This is a genomic window from Paraburkholderia megapolitana (genome assembly GCF_007556815.1).
Classification (GTDB): Bacteria; Pseudomonadota; Gammaproteobacteria; order Burkholderiales; family Burkholderiaceae; genus Paraburkholderia; species Paraburkholderia megapolitana.
Genome location: NZ_CP041743.1, coordinates 1,546,326 through 1,567,237, shown reverse-complemented (window position 1 = coordinate 1,567,237; position 20,912 = coordinate 1,546,326). Strand labels below are relative to the sequence as shown.

Below are 20,912 nucleotides of genomic sequence, written 5' to 3'. Positions count from 1 at the left end.
CGTCGCTTTAACGAGGCTCAAATACCCAGTTCCTTGCGCACGTCCTGCCAATTGCCGCGAACCATGAGCTTGCCCGTGGTCTGCGTGTCGGCCGGCGGCTGCTTACCGTTCTTGATCCAGTCGACGAGGTTCTGCGTGCTCTCCTTCCCGTGGTTCGTCGAGCTGACCGCGATCGTGCCGTAGAAGCCCGTCGGCTCTTTCTTCTGGAACTCGGCGAACGCTTCGCCCGCACCGTTGATGCCGACACCGATCACGTCGGCGGACGGAATATGCAACTGCTCGGTTACGCGGACGGCGCCCAGCACGGTCTCTTCGTTCAGTGCGTAGATCACCCAGCGCTTGATGTTCGGATGCTGCGCGAGCACCGGCGATGCCGCGTTGAAACCACCCTCGTCGTCGGTTGTTTTTTGCGGCGCATCGAAGATGTTCTCTTTCTTGAAGCCGCTCGCGAGCAGGCTTTGCGTCGCGCCGTCGGTGCGTGCCTTCGCGGTCGGGAGTTCGTAGTCGGTAATGCGCAACGCGCCGACTTCCTCGGGCTTCCAGCCGCGTTGCTTCATCTCGTCGGCGATCGCCTGGCCAACCTGATTGCCGATCTTGGATGCCGACATACCGAGGTGCGGCACGTCGGCGAGCGGTTTGCCCGATGAATCGACCAGTTGATCGTCGACCGTGACGAACTTCATGTTGTAGGTCTTCGCACGCGCGCGAATTGCAGGTCCGAGACGGACATCGGGCGCGCAGATGACGAAGCCTTTAGCACCCTGCGCCGCGAGGTTGTCGATCGCGGCCAGTACCTTCTCTCCATCGGGCGTGCCGATGTTGATGACCGAGAAGCCGTCCTGCTTGCCGAGTGCCGTGGCGGCCTTCTGCTCGTTGATGAACCAGGCCTGCTCCGGCATCTTCACGAGAAAGCCGATCTTGAGCGGTTCGTCCGCCTGCACGGACAACGAGGCGCCGAACGGAATCGCGAGTGAAACAGCAGTCAGGGCGGTCAGAGCCGACAGGGTCAAGCGGCGCAGCTTCGGGTTCATCTGAGTCTCCTTGGATCGAGGTTTTTTTAGTGCGGTCGGTGTGCGGTACAGCGCGGGTGAAACAGGGACTTCGTCGCGATTCGAAGGATCGCGTTGTGTGCTCGGCGTCCACAAGGACGTGCGTCTCTCAGGCAGCCCATCGGAGTACGAGCGGATCGAGACGCCGCGCGATATCGATCAGTTCGCGGCGCGTCTCCGGATGAAGCACCGGCAGCGGATGCCGCGGCAGGTCGCACGCGATCACGCCACCCTCCTGCATCAGTGCTTTCGCGGCGAGCAGTCCGGCCTGGCGGTTCTCGTGATTGATCAACGGTAGCCACTGCTGATAGCGCTCGAACGCGAGATCGCGGTTGCCGCTGCGATACGCATCGATGATCGGACGGATACCGTCGGGATAGCCGCCGCCGGTCATCGAACCGGTCGCGCCCGCCGCCAGATCGGCCAGCAGTGTGATCGCTTCCTCGCCGTCCCACGGTCCTTCGACCGCCTCGCCGCCTAGCCGGATCAACTCGCGCAGCTTCGTCGCCGCGCCGGGCGTCTCGATCTTGAAGTACGCGACGTGTTCGATCTCGCGCGCCATCCGCGCGAGGAACGCGGCCGACAGAACGGTGCCGCTCGCGGGCGCGTCCTGCACCATGAGCGGAATAGCGACGGCGTCCGATACGCGCGCATAGAACTCGTAGATCTGTGCCTCCGGTACACGGAACGTTGCGCCGTGATACGGTGGCATCAACATCAACATCGATGCACCCATCTCCTGCGCGAGGCGGCTGCGTTCCGCACAGGTACGGCTGCTGTAGTGCGTCGTCGTGACTATCACCGGTACGCGGCCCGCCACGTGTTCGAGGATCGTACGTGTGAGGAGGTCGCGCTCGTCGTCGGATAGCGCGAACTGCTCGGAGAAATTTGCGAGGATGCACAAACCGTCCGAGCCCGCGTCGATCATGAAATCGACCGCGCGCTTCTGGCTGGCCAGATCGAGCGCACCGGACTCGGTGAAGGTCGTCGGCACGACCGGAAAAATGCCCTGATAGCGCGGGGAATGGTGTGCGGTCATGGAGGTCATCGGATCAATGCGAGTGGCGCGGCACGGCGGCGCCGCGCATGCCTACGAGGAAGTCGAGATCGCAGCCTTCATCGGCCTGCAGCACGTGGTCGACGTAGAGCTTCTGGTAGCCGCCCAGGCTCTGCGGTGCGGAAGGCGCGAGCGATTTCATGCGGCGGTCCACCTCGTCGCTATCGACATCGAGATGCAGCAATCCCTTCTCACAGTCGAGTTCGATCCAGTCGCCGTCGCGCACCGCGGCAAGCGGTCCACCCGCCGCGGCTTCGGGGGCGACATGCAGCACGACGGTGCCGTACGCGGTTCCGCTCATGCGCGCGTCGGAGATGCGCACCATGTCCTTCACGCCCTGGCGCAACAGCTTCGGCGGCAGCCCCATGTTGCCGACCTCGGCCATGCCCGGATAACCCTTCGGGCCGCAGTTCTTCATCACGAGTACCGAATTCGCGTCGACGTCGAGCGTTTCGTCGACGATGCGCTCCTTGTAGTGCTCCAGGTTCTCGAACACCACCGCGCGACCGCGATGCTTGAGCAACGCGGGCGTCGCCGCCGATGGCTTCAGCACCGCGCCACGCGGCGCAAGATTGCCGCGCAGCACGCGGATGCCACCGTCGGCGATCAGCGGCCGGTCTAGCGGACGGATCACTTCGTCGTTGAAGCTGGGGGCATCCTTCACGTTGTCCCATAGCGTCTGGCCGTTCACCGTGAGCGCATCCGGATGCGGCAGCAGCTTCGCCTCGCCGAGCCGGCGCAACACAGCAGGCAGGCCGCCCGCGTAATAGAACTCTTCCATCAGGTAACGGCCGGACGGCATCAGGTCGACGATGGTCGGCGTATCGCGGCCGAGGTGAGTCCAGTCCTCGAGTTCGAGCGGCACACCGATGCGACCGGCAATCGCCTTCAGATGAATCACCGCATTCGTCGAACCGCCGATGGCCGCGTTCGTGCGGATCGCATTCTCGAACGCGGCGCGCGTCAGCACCTTCGACAACGTGAGCCCGTCCTTCGCCATCTGCACGATGCGCAGCCCCGACATGTGCGCGAGCACATAGCGTCGTGCATCCACGGCGGGAATCGCAGCGTTGTGCGGCAACGTCGTGCCGAGCGCTTCCGCCATGCAGGCCATCGTCGATGCGGTGCCCATCGTGTTGCAGGTGCCGGCCGAACGCGACATGCCGGCCTCGGCCGACAGAAAGTGATGTAGATCGATCTCGCCGGCCTTCAGCGACTCATGCAGTTGCCACACTGCCGTGCCCGAACCGATGTCCTTGCCGTCGAGCTTGCCGTTCAGCATCGGACCGCCGCTCACGACGATCGCCGGTACATCGCAGCTCGCCGCGCCCATCAGCAGTGCAGGTGTGGTCTTGTCGCAACCGGCGAGCAGCACCACGGCATCGACTGGATTGCCGCGTATTGCTTCCTCCACGTCCATCGATGCGAGATTGCGCGTAAGCATCGCGGTCGGCCGCAGGTTCGATTCGCCACTAGAGAAAACGGGGAACTCCACGGGGAAGCCTCCCGCTTCGTAAATACCGCGTTTGACGTGCTCGGCAAGCTTGCGGAAATGCGCGTTACACGGCGTCAACTCCGACCACGTATTGCAGATTCCGACGATCGGGCGGCCATCGAATTCATGATCGGGAATGCCCTGGTTTTTCATCCAGCTTCGATACATGAAGCCGTTTTTGTCCGCGGTTCCGAACCATTGGGTGGACCGCAGTTTGGGTTTCGATTCCGGCATGGGTTCTTTTTGAATGAGCGTCCGGCGGGGGCAAGGACGCAAGCAGTGTAGGAGTTGCCTCGATACCAATCCAATGAAAATTCCGGCAGTATCGATATCCATTCCGGCATTGATATAAACCCTATGAGCACCCCGCCACCGTGGTACATCCGCACGAGACTCAAGCCTCGTCAGTTGCTGCTGCTTGTCGAGATCGCGGAACTTGGCAACGTTCATCGCGCCGCCGACGCGCTCAACATGACGCAGCCCGCCGCCTCAAAACTGCTGCGCGAACTCGAAGAAACGCTGGGGGTGGAATTGTTCGAACGGCTGCCGCGCGACATGCGGCCGACCGTCTATGGCGAGGTGATGATTCGACACGCGCGAGCGGTGTTGAACAGCCTCGACCAGGCTCACGAGGAAGTGCTGGCGGTGCGCACCGGCGACCTCGGCCACGTTGCAGTGGGGGCGATCACATCGCCGGCGACGCGCGTGCTGCCGTCCGCCGTCGCGCAGTTAAAGCGCAAGCATCCTGGCCTGCGAATCGCGCTGGAAGTCGAAAACAGCAACGTGATGCTCGAGCGGCTCGCGCAGGACAAGCTCGATCTGGTGGTGGGCCGGTTATCCGCGGAACACGACAAGCTGGCACTGCACTACGAGCCGCTCGCAAGCGAGCCGGTTTGTGCGGTGGCGCGGCCGGATCATCCGCTTGTTAGTGCGCGCGGTTTGACGTTGCGGGATGTCGAGCCGGCCACGTGGATCGTGCCGCCCGCCGGCACGGTGTTGCGCCACCGGTTTGAGCTTATGTTCCAGCGGGACAGCCTCGTGCCGCCGACCAACATCGTGGAGACGAGCGCATTGCTGGTTCTCACGCGGTTGCTCGCGGAAAGCGACATGCTCGCGGTACTGGCCACCGACGTCGCGCAGTACTACGCCTCATACAACATGGTGGCGATCCTGCCGCTCGAGTTGCCATGCCACATGGACGACTTCGGCATCATCACGCGCACGGACCGGCCGCTGTCGCCGGCAGGTCTGCTGATGGCTGAGGCGCTGCGCACAGCAGGGAGTCTGCTGTATGCGCAGGGTCCGCGACGGTGATGGCCTACGCGCGCGCTATCCAGCGACGACCGCCGCGGCGTCCTCGCAGGTGTAGCCCAATGCTTCGGCAACCTCGGGACACGTCACCTTGCCGAACGCGACGTTCAGGCCACGACGCAGATGTTCGTCGTCGGTGAGCGCCTTGCGCCAGCCCTGGTCGGCAATGTGCAGCACAAACGGTAACGTTGCGTTATTCAGCGCATAGGTGGACGTGCGTGGCACACCGCCCGGCATGTTCGCGACACAGTAGTGCACGACCTCGCCGACTTTATATGTGGGATCCGCGTGAGTCGTAGGCTTCGCCGTTTCGCAGCATCCGCCCTGGTCGATTGCGACATCGACGATTACGGAGCCCGGGCTCATTGCATCGACCATCTTGCGCGTAACGAGTTTGGGCGCAGCCGCGCCGGGTACGAGCACACCGCCGATCACCAGGTCGGCATCGAGCACATGTTGCTCGATGTTGTCCTGATTCGAATACACCGTGATCACGCGTGCGCCGAGCAGCCGGTCCATGCGTCTCAGTGCATCGACATTGCGGTCGATCACGACGACCTGCGCACCCGTGCCCACCGCCATCTGCGCGGCATTGGTCCCCACCACGCCGGCACCGAGAATCACGATCTTCGCGGAGGGCACGCCCGCCACGCCGCCGAGCAAGACACCCTTGCCGCCGTGCGCGCGTTCCAGACAGAACGCACCCGCCTGAATCGACATACGCCCTGCGACCTCGGACATCGGCGCGAGCAGAGGCAATCCGCCGCCGCGTTGCGTGACGGTTTCGTACGCAATACAGACCGCGTTGCTTTTGATGAGATCGGCGCACTGTTCGGGGTCAGGCGCGAGGTGCAGATAGGTGAAGAGAATCTGTCCGCGACGTAGCAGCGCGCGCTCGGGCGCTTGCGGTTCTTTCACCTTGACGATCATGTCGGCAGCGGCAAACACCGCTTCAGCGTTCGGTACTACTCGTGCGCCCGCGGCCCGGTACGCGTCGTCGGTTGCACCGATGCCCGCGCCCGCGCCTGTCTCGACGTCCACGCTGTGTCCATGCGCGACGATCTCGCGCACGGAAGGTGGCGTCAGACCAACGCGATACTCGTGATTCTTGATCTCCTTCGGAACGCCTATATGCATATTGCCTCCTGGATGGGACTGCATCTCTGCCGCGAAATGAGCTGATGCGTCAGACGCTCAGCAAAATCGGCTAGCGTTGGCCAGGGAGGCAACAACGACGCTAACGCACGCAGGCGGGATCACAGGAAACGATCGGCACCGGAGGGAAATGCATGCGGAGAATCTAGCGTGACGTAGATGCCATGTCCGGCTTCTAGTAGTGGTTTGCACAATACTATCGACGGCATGGCAGTAGTTGTTAATGTAATTGTGGTTGGTTTTGGTTGAAACGCCTGAAGAAGGCGATATGCGTTTTTTACGTTGCGGCGCAATATCGCGGGTCGTCTGCGACTATGGCCCCACGCTATTCCCGATGTTGTCCTCGCAATCCTTCCAGAGCCGCAAAGGGTCACGATGCTGCGGATAGTGTGCGTCAAGCCATGTCGACAGTCTCGGTCGATCTGGATGGTTCGTGCCGGTTTGCGCAGACCAGGTCGACGACCGCTCAAGAATCTCTCCACTCTCGCGATCGCGTACCAGCACGCTGCCGAGTCCACTCGTACTGTTCGACTGTGACTCCACCGCGTAACGCGGCAGAATTCTCAGTTCGGCATCCTCCGCCCATCCGTATACGGCGCGCAGAACGCCGGCTGGATCGCGCAGTTCTATCGGACCGCTTGCGGGACGAACCGCCGTCCATCCCTCTGGAAAATCGACGACGATCTCGTTCTTGCCTTCCCTCATCCATTTGACGCGCCACGCGCGCTGCATCGCCTCGCGCACACTGGACACGGACGTGTAGCCTGAAGGCAGTTCGATCGCAGCAGGTAGCGTAATGAGGTTGTCTTTCCAGAGCTTCGATTCTTCATCGATGCGCCCCACTTTTTCGAACGCCCCGTCTTCGAACGGGTTCGCCGAACGGCTTTGTGGTGTGGTGCTCGTCTGCGGCAGTCCCTCGAAAAGACGCTCGGCGTCCTGACGAGTGCGTTTGGGTTTGGCGTTTTTCATTGAATGTTCCGCTGAAAAAGGCGCTCTCACGAACACCTGATGTACATCAAATTCCGGCTTTACTGGAGGGGCATTCGTTCAGGGCCGCCTAGTCGACAATCCGGACTTCGTGAATGAGGTGCCTGTGCCGCGGCTCGACAAAGCGCGTCGATGAAGTGTGATCACGACCGCCCTTTAGCGTCGCCGAGCGGTGACGCCCCGGCCTGCACCGCTGGCAGTTCATGACCAGCAAGCTTGCTTGCGAGATACAGCCGATTCATCAAACGCAGTTCGGCAGTGCTGCCCGGAGTGGTCGGGGCCGACTTGTCGAACGTCATCGCCACCATCGTTTTCATATTGTTGAGTATCACCACCGCCATGTCTTTGGCGGTCTCTTCCGGTAATGTTGGCGCCCTGAGCAGCAGCGTACCGACGATCCGCCTGATCGACTTCTCGCGATACTCGATGCGCTTGCCCGACCACTCCGAACGGGCGTCCAGCAATGCGACGAGTGCTTTGGCCTCGTCATGGATCTCTGCAAGCGAGTTGACCAGCAAATCCGCCAGCTCGTCGGTGGACACCTCGCGGGCACGGGCATCGATTGCGTCGCATTGAGTATCGCGCAGCTCAGTGAAGCGCTGCATCAGTGCGTCGGCCAGTACCTCTTTGTTCGGAAAGAAACGATAGAGTGAGCCGATTTTGGTGTCGGAGCGCGACGCTATCTCGGCCATGGTTGCCGCATCAAAGCCACGCTCCTCAATCACCTTCGATGCAGCAGCCAGCAGCATGGCGACACGCTCGCGGCCGACGCTGCGTTGCGGCACCAGCGCCGGCCGCTTGTGGTTGGGCTGCGAACCGGCGGCACCCGTTTTTTTCTCAGAGATGTTTGAAGACATGTCGCAAGTTTGCCAGCTAAGGCAGCAAGAGGCCACACGACGCTATTTGAGTTTATGCTCAAATAGAGCTATACTTAGGCATCGTTGATCGGCCAACCTACCGGCCACTGGCAAACGTTCCCTCAACAACACGTCACAAGGTTCGCCCATGCTCGCCCTCCCAGCCAGTACCACTGCGCTCGTTCTAATCGATCTCCAGCAAGGCATCACGTCCATGCCCGCGCTCGCACCGCGCTCAGGAGCTGAAGTTGCCGCCGTGGGTACCCGGCTCGCAGCGCGCTTCCGCACTGCCGGGGCACCGGTCGTACTGGTCAACGTCGCCTTCGCGGCGGACTTTGGCGATGCGTTGAAACAACCGGTAGATAAAGTTGCGCATCCACGAGGTGAGTTGCCTGCGAACTTCAGCACGCTTGTCGAAGGACTCGCTCATGCGTCCGACATCCTCGTAACGAAGCATCAATGGGGTGCGTTCTACGGCACCGATCTCGATGTGCAGTTGCGGCGCAGGAACGTGAAAACTGTGGTACTTGCCGGCATCGCCACCAATTTTGGCGTCGAATCCACCGCACGCCAGGCCTACGAACACGGCTACGAAGTTGTGATTGCCGAGAATGCAACGACCAGCGTGTCAGACGCCATGCATGCATTTGCGGTCAATAATATCCTCCCGCTACTGGCGCGCGTGGTGCAGGCCGATGACATCGATCTGAAGCAGTGAACTACGCCTATGTAAAAAATGCGGACCACGCCTGCGGCGCCGAGGTCGCGTGAAAGAAGCCCAGACATCTTCCGGCCAGAGCGCAAAGCTTGCCACGGAAACGCTTGATGCCTCGGTCTGGAAGATTGTTGTAGTAGCGATGCTCGGAGCACTCCTTGCGCAGCTGGACGCAACGATCGTCAACGTATCGCTGTCCAGTCTGGCTGCGGACCTGCATGCCCCCTTGGCGACCATCCAATGGGTGACCAGCGGGTATCTGCTCGCGCTCACACTCGCGTTGCCGCTGAACGGCTGGCTGATCGAACGCATCGGCGCAAAGGCGCTTTATCTATGGTGCTTCTCGGTCTTCACAATCAGCTCCGCGCTTTGCGGACTCGCATGGTCGGCAAACTCACTGATCGGCTTCCGTCTCCTGCAAGGAGCCAGCGGCGGTCTGCTCGCCCCGATGGCCCAGATGATGACGAAACGGGCCGCAGGACACCACTTCACGCGTATCGCAGGCTACGCCGCGCTGCCGGTAATGCTCGGGCCTGTACTAGGCCCAGTGATCGCCGGTGCGATACTGCATTACGGATCCTGGCGCTGGCTGTTTCTGGTGAATTTTCCAGTCGGCGTTCTTGCCTTCGTGCTCGCAGTGCGTTTCCTGCCGAACGATGGGGAGGAATACACCGCACGGAAGCTCGACTGGACAGGCCTTCTACTGCTTTCGCCGGGTTTGGCGCTCGTCCTGTTCGGGCCGGACCATATCGCCCGGCCGGTCGGCGTCATGGCGACTGTGGCGGGAGCACTGCTACTTCTGGCCTTCCTGTGGGTGGAAAAGCGCAAGGGAGATGACGCTCTGATTGACCTTCGCCTGTTTCGTCGGCGAGCGTTTTTCTCCGCCTCCGTTACCCAGTTTCTCTGGAATGGCGTCATGTTCGCGGGTCAGATGCTGGTTCCGCTGTTCCTGATCCAGGCCTGCGGCCAATCCCCAGCAATGATGGGCTGGATGCTGGCACCGCTGGGGCTCGGCATGATGATCACCACGCCGCTGCTCGGCTTCCTCACAGGGCGGTTTGACGAGCGCCCGGTAGCCATCGCGGGCGCCTTTTTTTCGCTCGTCTCGACGCTCGCTCTCGTGTGGCAGGCAACCCACGGCCTCGACGAAGTCGTCCTTGCAGCCATCCTGTTTGTCCGCGGCATGGGAATGGGGGCGGTTGGACTTCCGGTTGTCTCACTGGCGTATGCGTCCATCGAGAAAAACGCGCTTCCTATGGCCACCACCACGCTCAACATCGTGCAACGGATCGGTGGGCCTACGCTCACTACGCTTTGTGCCCTGTCTCTCTCCTGGGCCCTACAGGGGCACGTCAGTCATTTTGGATTGGACGCATGGGCCGAGGCGTTCCTGGGGCTCGCTGTACTTCACGCATTCATGGCGCTTGCTACCGTGACGCTACCGCATGCCCGCGAGGCGTGAGTTGCGACGGCCGCCTCGTCGAGGACCCTCCTCGCGGATGCGGAAGGGTCCGACGCATGATGACTACTGCGCAGTCATTTTCTGGCGTGCCCACGTCACTGCTGCACGCGCTGGCGCAATGCCGGTCGCTTTCACTCGATCGGCCAGTTCCAGCACGCGCGGACCGATCGCGGCGATTTCGGTCAGCACCGCCTGCTCATCTGCGGAACCCAGATATTCGCGCACACAACTGATGATGCCGCCTGCGTTCACAAGAAAATCCGGTGTATAGAAAATACCGCGCTGATGCAGCACATCGCCTTCGGCAAGTGACATCAACTGATTATTCGCACCTCCCGCGATCACCTTGAAGCGGCACTGCGCAGCGACCGCCCTGGTGATCGAACCACCGAGTGCGCACGGCGCGAAGACATCGGCCTCGATATCGACGATCTGTGCTGTTTCCACAACGCGGGCGTTGAACAACTCCCGCGCACGAGTGGTCCTGGTGGCGTCGATGTCCGCCACAATCAGCTGCGCGCCAGCCCGATGCAGGCGCTCGCACAAATCCCAACCGACCGAACCGAGCCCTTGTACGGCGACCGATACGCCATCGAGCGTCTTGCGTCCGAGGGCCACGTCAACTGCCGAAAGCAGTCCGACGAACACGCCATACGCTGTACGAGGCGACGGATTGCCGCCATACACTTCACCCGCGCGCGGAATGCCACTTACATACTGCGTTTCGCTTTGTACCGCGCGCATGTCGTCGGCAGTGGTGCCGACGTCCTCTGCGGTGATGTAGATACCGTTGAGCGATTGAACAAGCCGGCCGAATGCGCGGAATAGTGCAGCGCGATCAAGCGATTCACCGCTTCTGACAATGACGGCCTTACCGCCGCCGAATGGCAGGTCAGCGAGGGCGTTCTTGAAAGCCATACCCTGCGAAAGACGCAATGCATCATTAAGCGCCTCGTGGTCCCCTGCGTACTGCCAATAACGGCAACCGCCGAATGAGGGGCCGCGGGCCGTGCTGTAGACCGCAATGATGGCTTGCAAGCCGGAGGGTGCATCAGTGGCGAGCACGACGCGTTCGTGTGCGGATTCGCCATTGATACCGAAAAGTGTTTCGGCAGTTGTAGTGCTAAGACGGTCCATCAATATTCCTTCCTTTTGAGTAGGTGTGCGATTGTGTGCAAAGTGATTGCTTTGCAATCGGGTGCCTACTGGCCGGATCGCGGCAGTAGACGAAATCAGGTGAAACGCACGTCATCCTGATTGCGGGATTCTATTCTAGACACTACAAAAAACGAAAAACCCGCTGTAAGCGGGTTGGCGAGTCACTACCGGACTACCCCGGAAGCCAATGTGAATCCCATCGATGTGCCGGATGGGATTCACATTGATGCCGTACTGCGCGAAGCGGACCTACTTCGCTTCGTCCGATGCTTTCGGCAAACCGTCCGGCCCTGCGTAGGTGTAGCTGTCGACCCTCTCGCCCTTGCAGAGGGATTGCAGGTCGCGCGCAACGAACGGCAGTAGATTGTTCAGCGCATAGTTGAGCGTGTCGACGTACTCGGCCTTTGCGCCCCACATGTTGGTCTTATCGCCGTGGGAGCGATAGTATTTCTGTTGCAGTACGCCATTGTGGTCGTCGAATTCGACCTTGACTGCCACCATGCTGAAGAGCTTCATGCCAATCTGCCAGGTGTAGGCGCGCGTCACGCTGGTGCGGATCGTCACACCGTCTGCGGCAGGCGGAGCGTTGGCGGAGGCCGCGGAAACCGTGTAACCGAAGTCCTTCAGGTGTCCTAGACCCTCGGTCATCCAGGGGCCGATGTCGTCAACCAGCAGTGCGCCGCTAACAAACTGACCGATAGTCTCCTTGTTCTGTCGAGCGTCCGAGGTGGGCACAACGTGCACCGCGCACGCGCTGCTAGCGTGGAAGGAAGACATCGTGTCCACCTCGCTGTCGTCAACGTCGTACTTCATGGTGACCCGACCGCCCGATTCGGAGTCGGAGGCGCCGACCTCCGCGGAGAGGACGACGGTGTTACACAGCAGGGCGGCAGTGAGGCCGACGATCATCGTTGTAGTCTTGTACATATCTATGCACCGAGTCATTGCGAGGCCGTGGAAACGCTGCCCGGGTCAGGCAACGAATAGATCTTCTCGTCAGTACCCAGCAGGATTACCCGTCCGTTACCTGCCTTCAGCACGTTGCCCTTGATCTTGCCGTCGCCTGCACCCGTGTTGAACACGAAGGACTTAAGATCCTGGCGCTGCTCCGAGGTCATCGAACCAACGTCGATGTCGAGCATCACCATCCGGATATTTTCCGAGATCGACTCACGCATCGCGTCGCGGAAGGCGGTCGCGTTCTGTGCGCCCCATTGAGCAAGCGATTCCTTCCCGCCCGGACCTATGGGTGCCGACTGGTAGTGCAGCACGCCGCGCTGGCTAGGTATTCGCGAGTTCGAGGCATCGGACTTGAGCCAGACCGTCACTACCGACTCTGAATCGAAGCTGCGGAAGTCCATGCTCAGCGAGTATTGCGGGATGATGACCAGCAGTGCCTGGCCCGGCTGCAAGTCGTTGCGCAACTGGGCGAGCTTGTCGTCCGACAAGGCGCGCGGCGTCGTAGTGAACTTACCCACCTTGATCGGATAGGCCGCCAGTCCACGCTCGATTGAATCGTCGAACTCCTTTCGATAGTCTACGTCCTCGATCGCGGCGTAGAAGGGCCCGAGCGCCTCCTGCGATTCGTTCACGCGGTAGTTCGTCACGTTGACGTCGATGATGGCGCCGATAAGGCCCCCACCGAGCGCGGCGCTCACATTAGACGGATGCACGGCGGCGATCACTTCGTCCTGTACCACGACCACGTAAGCCGTGAGTTCCGTAATCTTGCCGCGCTGTTCGGGTGTGAGACTAGAACGCATCGGGGCGGCACAAGCGCCTAGCAGCAGCGCAATGGAAAGTATTGCGCCGAGTCGCAGTTGGTACATAACAGGTTTTCCCCTCGCTGATGTCTAAAAGTTCTTTGCTGCACGGTCCGCCGCCTGCTGCGCGACTATATTGCCCACTTGCCCATAGCGGTCTGACGCACTTCATTCGCAATGTCCTCAGCAATCGCATTGGCGGCAACTCCGTGCCAGTCGAAAGGCGTCACAGGTAGCCGACGGCCATGACCCAGGCGCGATATAGAGGGAACAGACTTTGGCTGGAACAATCGCAGTCAGAACATGAAAGGAATGTCAGACCGCGATCGGGTTGAATACTGCATAAGCTCACGCGAGATACTGACTAACCGGCCTATTAGCGTCGTCAATCCTAAAACTGGCGCGCAGACAATAAAACCCGTCCAGAGCAGGTTGCTCATTATTCTTGACGCCAGATCGAGATGCATGGAATTCCCCGGGATCGCGCGGTGTTTCTTTGATTGATTTCTTTTTTATGACGAACTCAGACGTGTGAATCGCTGCACGCGTGCTCTCACTCACTATTGCGGCGGAGTCTAGCAGTAATATTTAATCCCAATCAAGAAGACATTATCAAGATGTGCTAAAAATGAAATAGAGAGCCAGTAAGCGGAGGCGCTTGAGATGAGTAGTGTGAAGGATGTGTTCGTGAAGGCTGGTGCGTGGGTGAACAACCGCGCGGAAAGCTGGTATCGATGGAGCCCGGCGAAAATACAGTCCGCAGGCAAATCTCGTCTCTGCCGCTCTCACCTGTCGATAACCGGGCCGACACATCGGACCGGTCATTCGTATCTGGCCATCGACGCTGATGCACGCCGGGCTGGGGGATGAGCCGCATCATCCCATCCAGCCATGACTCGTCGACCTAACCCGCTGTAGCGGCCACATCGGCCCGCGCCTTATGCAGTTTCCTGTAACTGTCGATCAGGCGGTGGTGCCTGTCGAGACCTTCCAGTTTCATACTCGTTGGCGTGAGCCCATAGAAACGCACGCTGCCGTCCACTGATCCCATTGCCGCGTCCATCCGGGCGTTGCCAAACATACGACGGAAGTTGACCGCGTAGTCGTCCAGTTCCAGGTCGTCATTGAGCAGCACCTCCAGCACCACGTTCAAGGCCTGGTAAAACAATCCGCGCTCGACCGTGTTGCCGTTGTACTGCAGGAACGCACCCACCAGCTCTTGCGCCGCCTCAAATTGCTGCAAGGCGAGATGAATCAGCAACTTCAATTCGAGAACGGTTAGCTGCCCCCAGTTCGTATTCTCGTCAAATTCGATGCCGATCAAAGTGGCGATATCGGAGTGCTCATCGAGGTCACTGTTCTCCAGCCGCTCAAGCAATGCTGCCAGACCGGCATCGTCGAGGCGATGCAGGTTCAAGATATCGGCGCGGAACAACAACGCCTTGTTGGTGTTATCCCAGATCAAATCCTCTACCGGGTAAACTTCCGAATACCCGGGTACCAGAATCCGGCAGGCCACGGTACCCAGTTGGTCATACACCGCCATGTACACTTCTTTGCCCATGTCTTCGAGAATTCCGAACAACGTTGCGGCTTCCTCGGCATTGGAGTTTTCACCCTGGCCAGAAAAATCCCACTCGACAAACTCGTAATTCGCTTTGGCGCTGAAAAAGCGCCACGACACCACACCGCTGGAATCAATGAAGTGCTCAACAAAGTTATTGGGTTCAGTCACGGCGTTACTGACAAAGGTTGGCTGAGGCAAATCGTTCAGGCCTTCAAAACTGCGCCCCTGTAGCAATTCCGTCAGGCTTCGTTCCAGCGCCACCTCGAAGCTTGGGTGAGCGCCAAACGAGGCAAAGACACCGCCTGTCCGCGGGTTCATCAAGGTCACACACATCAGCGGATAAGTCCCACCCAGCGACGCATCCTTCACCAGCACCGGAAAGCCCTGCTCTTCCAACCCTCGAATCCCGGCCAGAATGCCAGGATATTTCGCCAGCACTTCGTGCGGCACATCAGGCAATGCGATTTCACCTTCCAGAATTTCACGCTTGACCGCCCGCTCAAAAATTTCGGACAGGCATTGCACCTGCGCTTCGGCCAGCGTATTACCCGCACTCATGCCATTGCTGACGAACAGGTTTTCGATCAGGTTGGACGGGAAATACACCACTTCCCCGTCCGACTGCCGCACAAACGGTAGCGAACAGATACCACGCTGCGTATTGCCGGAATTGGTGTCGTACAGATGCGAGCCACGCAACTCGCCATCGGGGTTATAAATTTCCAGGCTGTACGCATCCAGAATTTCGGCCGGCAGCGCATCCTTGCGGCCAGGCTTGAACCAGCGCTCGTTCGGGTAATGTACGAACGCCGCATTGGCAATGTCTTCGCCCCAGAACGCACCGCCATAGAAGTGATTGCAATTCAGGCGCTCGATAAACTCTCCCAGTGCCGAAGCCAACGCGCTTTCTTTGGTCGCTCCCTTGCCATTGGTGAAACACATCGGCGAATGCGCATCGCGGATATGCAGCGACCACACATTGGGAACGATATTGCGCCACGAAGCGATTTCAATCTTCATGCCGAGGTCCGCCAGCTTGCCCGACATGTTGGCGATGGTTTGCTCCAACGGCAGATCCTTGCCCACAATATAGGTGCTGACGTCGGAAGCCGGCTTCAACGTCAGCAAGGACTGAGCATCGGCATCGAGGCTCTCTACCTCTTCGATGACAAACTCGGGTCCGGCCTGCACCACTTTCTTCACCGTACAACGCTCAATGGAGCGCAAGATACCCCGGCGGTCTGCTTCCAGGATATCCGGCGGTAACTCAACCTGAATCTTGAAGATCTGTTGGTACCGATTTTCCGGATCGACAATATTGTTCTGCGACAGGCGGATATTTTCGGTTGGAATATTGCGGGTTACGCAGTACAGCTTCACAAAGTAAGCTGCACACAAGGCCGATGAGGCCAGAAAATAATCGAAGGGCCCCGGCGCCGAGCCATCGCCTTTGTAGCGGATAGGCTGGTCGGCCACCACCGTGAAGTCATCGAACTTGGCTTCAAGACGTAGCTTGTCGAGAAAGTTGACTTTAATTTCCATGGTGGAGCCCTAAAAATGGTGCAGCCGCTATTATCGGTCGCCAGGTGCAGTTCCATCGGTTGTGTTGCGATAGGGCGGCCGGGGCGAGCAAGTCAATCTTGAGTGTGAGGAATTGTCCAACAGAAACCTGGGAGATTCAGACAGAACGTCTGGGATCGTGCGGAAACTGTGTGTGGTGGGCCGGGTGGGATTCGAACCCACGGTGTCATTTCTGAGGCGGATTATGAGTCCGCTGCCTGCAACCAGCACGGCGTCCGGCCCGAAACGAAAAGACCCGGTTGAGTCCGGGTCTGTGTTCATAGACTGCGCGACATCTTACATGAAAAAGGGACCTCCGTGGATCGCTCTGCTTGCGCAAAACGACCGGGAGGTCCCTGGTGCGTGGCGTTATCGCTGATAGACGCCGCGTACGATCAATTGCCTTCGAGGAACGACTTCAGCTTGTCCGAACGGCTCGGGTGACGCAGCTTGCGCAGTGCCTTCGCCTCGATCTGGCGAATCCGCTCACGTGTCACGTCGAACTGCTTGCCGACTTCTTCAAGCGTATGGTCGGTGCTCATTTCGATACCGAAGCGCATCCGCAGCACCTTCGCTTCACGCGGCGTCAACGAATCGAGCACATCCTTCACGACATCGCGCATGCTGGCATGCAACGCGGCATCGGCCGGTGCGACCGTGTTCGTATCCTCGATGAAATCGCCCAGATGCGAATCGTCGTCGTCACCGATCGGCGTTTCCATCGAGATCGGTTCCTTCGCGATCTTCATGATCTTGCGGATCTTGTCTTCCGGCATCTCCATCTTTTCAGCCAGCGTTGCCGGATCCGGCTCAAGACCGGTTTCCTGCAGGATCTGCCGCGAAATACGGTTCATCTTGTTGATCGTTTCGATCATGTGAACCGGAATCCGGATCGTGCGCGCCTGGTCCGCAATCGAACGCGTAATGGCCTGACGGATCCACCACGTCGCGTACGTCGAGAACTTGTAGCCGCGGCGATATTCGAACTTGTCCACCGCCTTCATCAGGCCGATATTGCCTTCCTGGATCAGGTCGAGGAACTGCAAGCCGCGGTTCGTATACTTCTTTGCAATCGAGATCACGAGACGCAGGTTGGCCTCGGTCATCTCGCGCTTCGCCTGACGGGCCTTCAGTTCGCCAGCCGCCATCTGACGGTTGGTTTCCTTCAGGTCCTTCAGCGGCAGCACGACACGCGCCTGCAGATCCAGCAAACGTTGCTGCTGTTCGCGGATCGCGGGAATATTCCGCGTGAGGATCGCGCTATACGCATGTCCTTCGGCAACGATCTTTTCGGACCATTCGAGATCCGTTTCGCTACCGGGGAAACGCGCGATGAACTCGGCACGCGGCATGCCGCACTTGTCGACGACCGTATGCAGGATCTGACGTTCGACCTGACGCACTTCGTCCACCTGCGCACGCAACGTGTCGCACAGACGCTCGACGGTACGCGCGGTGAAGCGGATGGTCATCAGTTCGTTCTGGATCGTTTCCTGCGCCTTCAGATACGCCTTCGACTTGTAGCCTTCCTTCTCGAACGCGCGACGCATCTTGTCGAACCATTCGCTGATCGACGCGAATTTTTCGAGCGAGGCACGCTTCAACGCTTCGAGCTGGGCCGCGTTGGCCGTAGCCTGCGCAGTGCCGTCGTCGTCTTCCTCTTCCTCTTCGCTGGCTTCCTCTTCTTCAACCTCGTTCTCGATTTCTTCCGCTTCCTGCGCGGAGAAACCATCCGCGTCTGCAGCGTTGTCATCGATCAGGCCGTCGACGAGTTCGTCGATGCGAATCTCTTCGTTCGCGACGCGCTCGGCATTCGCGAGGATTTCCGCGATTGTCGTCGGGCATGCGGAGATCGCCATGACCATGTGCTTCAGGCCATCTTCGATACGCTTCGCGATCTCGATTTCGCCTTCGCGCGTCAGCAGCTCGACCGTGCCCATTTCGCGCATGTACATGCGGACCGGGTCGGTCGTGCGGCCGAATTCGGAGTCGACGGTGGAGAGCGCAACTTCTGCTTCTTCCTCGACTTCGTCGTCGGACGATGCGGCCGGCGCGTTGTCGTTCAGCAGCAGCGTTTCGGCATCGGGCGCCTGTTCATAAACGGCCACGCCCATGTCGTTAAACGTACTGATGATGCCTTCGATCGCCTCGGTCTCGGCAAAATTATCCGGGAGGTGGTCGTTGATTTCGGCGTACGTCAGGAAGCCGCGTTCCTTGCCGAGCTTGATCAGCGCGCGCAGTTTCGCGCGACGCTCTTCGAGTTCTTCGGCGGTGCCGGGTTGGGTGGACGCGAACGCATCCTTCAGCAGCGCTTTTTCCTTCGCGCGGCGGTCGCGTGCCTTGGCCTTTTCGACCTTGCCTGGAACCGCGGCGGGTTCCTCGGTTTGGGGTGCGTCATCGACGGATACTTCGTTCAGCTTTTTCGTCATGGAGTTCGCCGTACTGGCTATAGTCTCGACTCGCGGCTGCTGGACAACAGCCGGTTGAACCGTGGATACTGGAGTCTCGCGCGCTGCCGCATCGTCCTGCGCGGCAGCCGCTTCCCTTGCGCTTCTGGAACTCGGCCGCTTCGTAGCCGGTTGCGCGGCTTTCGCCGACGCTTTGGCCACCGGTTTCACAACGCTTTCCGGTGCCGCTCGCGCGGCAGAAGTGGTCGAGGGTTTCTTCCCCGCAGCAGGCGTAACGCTTGTGGCCGACGCTTTTTTCGCGGGAGTAGCGGGTCTGGCCGATGTGACCTTTCTGGTCGGCTCCTCAGAGCCTTTGCCTGTACCTGTCGCTGTCTTTCCGCCTGTAGTCTTTGCCATTGCAATTCGCCTTTTGCCTTGGAAAACAAACCGCTGAAAACCTTTTATTATAGCACCTCGGTTTCAGCCCCTCTCTGCTTACAGCCCGAGCTGACGTTTCATGTCAGCCCGTTTCTGATTCAATTCCGTCAGTTCCACGAATTCTTCGGGGGTATGTTTCGACTGCCGCGACAGCTGTTCGAGCCGGTCGCAGTACGCGTCGTAACGCATCTTCAGGATCGCCGCCTTCAGTTCCTCGCCCGCCAGCCGCTCGTGCTCGCGGCGCTCTTCAGCAACGGCGGCGTCTTCCGGATCCTTTAGCAACAGATCCCGGACGTTTTCATCATAGTCCAGAATTTCGCGAAAGATTTCCTCGAAGGTGGGGGCGTTTTCCCCATTCCGCAACAGGTCCGAAAGCAACTGGAACTCAGCCGCTTCGCCCAGTGCGCGAGCATGTGTAGCCACTTCCTCGAACAACTCGCCGTGCCGGGTAATGGTCACCAGCGCGTGCTCAGTATCGTCATCGAGTGTCGCAACGATGCGCGGATGCATGACCAGATTGCGCAACGCCCGCTGCTCGATCCCGGTCACGCTGCGGCGGTCCTTACGGGCCGGCGCGCTGCGCGCTGCGGCGGCAATCCGCGCATCGACCTCGCACAACGCCGCCACTTCGTCGAACGGCACGTCGAGCCGGTCCGCGAACATGTGCATGATCTGCGCCCGCAGCGCGTTAGCGGGCAGCGCCTGCAGCAGCGGTTTCGCGTCGAAGAGCGCGCGTGCGCGGCCTTCCGGCTGGTCCAACTCCTTACCCGCCAGCACTTCGTTCAACATGAACTGCGACAGCGGCATCGCCCGTTCGACCTGTTCGGCAAAGCCTTCCGTGCCGAACTCGCGCACATAGCTGTCCGGGTCGTGCTCGGATGGCAGGAACAGAAAGCGGATCGTACGGTTGTCCGCCGCGTGCGGCAAACACGCATCAAGCGCACGCCTTGCAGCGCGCCGCCCCGCCGAATCGCCGTCGAAGCTGAAAATCACCGTCTCGGTCTGGCGCATCAGTTTCTGCACATGAATCGGCGTGCAGGCCGTGCCGAGGGTCGCCACAGCGTTCTGAAAGCCGAGCTGCGCAAGCGCCACCACATCCATGTAGCCTTCGACCACCAGCACATAATGCTGTTCGCGAATCGCAAGCCGCGCCTCGAACAGGCCGTACAGCTCGCTACCCTTGTTAAATAGCGGCGTTTCCGGCGAATTCAAATACTTGGGCTCACCGCCATCCAGCACCCGGCCGCCGAAGCCGATCACCTGGCCCTTCACATTGCGGATCGGGAACATGATCCGCTCGCGGAACCGGTCGTAGCGGCGCGCCTCGCCTTGCGTATCGGCCTTTTCACTGACGATAACGAGCCCCGCTTCGACCAGCGCATCGTCCCGATAGTTGGGGAATGTCGCTTCGAGGCTCTGCCATCCGTCGGGCGCGTAGCCGAGCCCGAAACGGGCCGCGATCTCGCCGGTCAGACCACGCTTCTTGAGGTACTCGATTGCGTTCGGCGCTCCGCGCAACTGCTTGCGGTAGAAGTCGCACGCGACCTGCATCACGTCCGACAACGCCGTCGTCACCGCTTTCGATGCCGCTGGCGCATAGCCAGCGCTACCGCGCGCCAGCGATTCTTCACGCGGCACCGTCAACCCCACCGATTGCGCCAGATCGTTGACCGCTTCGGGAAACGTCAGCCCCGCGTGCTCCATCAGAAAACCGATGGCCGTGCCATGCGCGCCGCACCCGAAGCAGTGATAGAACTGCTTAGTCGGACTAACGGTGAACGAAGGGCTCTTCTCGTTATGAAACGGGCACAGCCCCATGAAATTCGCCCCGCCCTTTTTCAACTGGACGTACTTGCCCACCACGTCGACGATATCGACGCGGTTGAGCAGGTCCTGCAGAAACGAGTGCGGAATCACGTTATACGACGATGCCCTGAAAACAGACAGGCCA

Annotated in this window: 15 protein-coding genes and 1 tRNA gene; 3 read left to right on the top strand and 13 right to left on the bottom strand. The window is 60.0% G+C overall.

Annotation, left to right across the window (positions count from 1 at the left end; all coding sequences use genetic code 11):
* Positions 1-17: 17 nt before the first annotated feature.
* From FNZ07_RS06595 to FNZ07_RS06585, 3 genes are all read right to left on the bottom strand, one after another.
* A complete protein-coding gene (locus FNZ07_RS06595; protein WP_091012720.1) occupies positions 18-1,031 on the bottom strand; it encodes an arabinose ABC transporter substrate-binding protein in 1,014 nt (337 codons plus the stop codon).
* A gap of 127 nt (positions 1,032-1,158) precedes the next feature.
* Positions 1,159-2,088: a dihydrodipicolinate synthase family protein gene (locus tag FNZ07_RS06590; RefSeq protein WP_091012718.1), complete on the bottom strand. Its 930-nt coding sequence runs from the start codon at positions 2,086-2,088 to the stop codon at positions 1,159-1,161.
* A gap of 13 nt (positions 2,089-2,101) precedes the next feature.
* Positions 2,102-3,835, bottom strand: coding sequence for an IlvD/Edd family dehydratase (locus tag FNZ07_RS06585; RefSeq protein WP_091012715.1), 1,734 nt, complete (start codon positions 3,833-3,835; stop codon positions 2,102-2,104).
* Positions 3,836-3,958: 123 nt separating this feature from the next.
* Here FNZ07_RS06585 and FNZ07_RS06580 point away from each other — a divergent pair, with 123 nt between their 5' ends.
* Complete coding sequence (locus FNZ07_RS06580) at positions 3,959-4,915, top strand: LysR family transcriptional regulator (RefSeq protein WP_091012713.1); 957 nt, start codon at positions 3,959-3,961, stop codon at positions 4,913-4,915.
* 15 nt (positions 4,916-4,930) lie between these two features.
* Here FNZ07_RS06580 and ald read toward each other — a convergent pair whose 3' ends face one another.
* The 3 genes from ald to FNZ07_RS06565 all read right to left on the bottom strand — a co-directional run bounded on the left by ald (position 4,931) and on the right by FNZ07_RS06565 (position 7,911).
* On the bottom strand, positions 4,931-6,049 hold the full coding sequence (gene ald, locus FNZ07_RS06575) for an alanine dehydrogenase (RefSeq protein ID WP_091012710.1): 1,119 nt from the start codon (positions 6,047-6,049) through the stop codon (positions 4,931-4,933).
* 330 nt (positions 6,050-6,379) lie between these two features.
* Positions 6,380-7,036, bottom strand: coding sequence for a hypothetical protein (locus FNZ07_RS06570; protein WP_091012707.1), 657 nt, complete (start codon positions 7,034-7,036; stop codon positions 6,380-6,382).
* 161 nt (positions 7,037-7,197) lie between these two features.
* Positions 7,198-7,911, bottom strand: a complete 714-nt coding sequence (locus FNZ07_RS06565) for a TetR/AcrR family transcriptional regulator (RefSeq protein ID WP_211367797.1) — start codon at positions 7,909-7,911, stop codon at positions 7,198-7,200.
* Between the two features lie 148 nt (positions 7,912-8,059).
* Between FNZ07_RS06565 and FNZ07_RS06560 the strand changes: the two genes are divergently transcribed.
* Both FNZ07_RS06560 and FNZ07_RS06555 read left to right on the top strand, forming a co-directional pair.
* Positions 8,060-8,629: a hydrolase gene (locus FNZ07_RS06560; RefSeq protein ID WP_091012704.1), complete on the top strand. Its 570-nt coding sequence runs from the start codon at positions 8,060-8,062 to the stop codon at positions 8,627-8,629.
* 139 nt (positions 8,630-8,768) lie between these two features.
* Complete coding sequence (locus FNZ07_RS06555; protein ID WP_091012902.1) at positions 8,769-10,088, top strand: DHA2 family efflux MFS transporter permease subunit; 1,320 nt, start codon at positions 8,769-8,771, stop codon at positions 10,086-10,088.
* Positions 10,089-10,151: 63 nt separating this feature from the next.
* On the opposite strand, the gene FNZ07_RS06550 is transcribed toward FNZ07_RS06555, so the two are convergent.
* The 7 genes from FNZ07_RS06550 to dnaG all read right to left on the bottom strand — a co-directional run bounded on the left by FNZ07_RS06550 (position 10,152) and on the right by dnaG (position 20,878).
* Positions 10,152-11,225 carry a Leu/Phe/Val dehydrogenase gene (locus tag FNZ07_RS06550; RefSeq protein ID WP_091012702.1) on the bottom strand — a complete coding sequence of 358 codons (1,074 nt, stop codon included), beginning with the start codon at positions 11,223-11,225 and terminating at the stop codon, positions 10,152-10,154.
* 270 nt (positions 11,226-11,495) lie between these two features.
* Positions 11,496-12,173, bottom strand: coding sequence for a hypothetical protein (locus FNZ07_RS06545; RefSeq protein WP_245811493.1), 678 nt, complete (start codon positions 12,171-12,173; stop codon positions 11,496-11,498).
* Between the two features lie 14 nt (positions 12,174-12,187).
* Positions 12,188-12,952: a hypothetical protein gene (locus tag FNZ07_RS06540; RefSeq protein ID WP_249040649.1), complete on the bottom strand. Its 765-nt coding sequence runs from the start codon at positions 12,950-12,952 to the stop codon at positions 12,188-12,190.
* Positions 12,953-13,913: 961 nt separating this feature from the next.
* The gene (locus FNZ07_RS06535) at positions 13,914-16,118 is read right to left on the bottom strand and encodes an OsmC domain/YcaO domain-containing protein (protein ID WP_091012698.1); all 2,205 of its coding nucleotides are present in this window, start codon (positions 16,116-16,118) and stop codon (positions 13,914-13,916) included.
* A 173-nt stretch (positions 16,119-16,291) separates the two neighbouring features.
* Positions 16,292-16,379 (bottom strand) — tRNA-Ile (locus tag FNZ07_RS06530).
* A 152-nt stretch (positions 16,380-16,531) separates the two neighbouring features.
* Positions 16,532-18,940, bottom strand: coding sequence for an RNA polymerase sigma factor RpoD (rpoD, locus tag FNZ07_RS06525; protein WP_091012696.1), 2,409 nt, complete (start codon positions 18,938-18,940; stop codon positions 16,532-16,534).
* Positions 18,941-19,018: 78 nt separating this feature from the next.
* Positions 19,019-20,878, bottom strand: a complete 1,860-nt coding sequence (dnaG, locus tag FNZ07_RS06520) for a DNA primase (protein WP_091012695.1) — start codon at positions 20,876-20,878, stop codon at positions 19,019-19,021.
* Positions 20,879-20,912 lie beyond the last annotated feature (34 nt).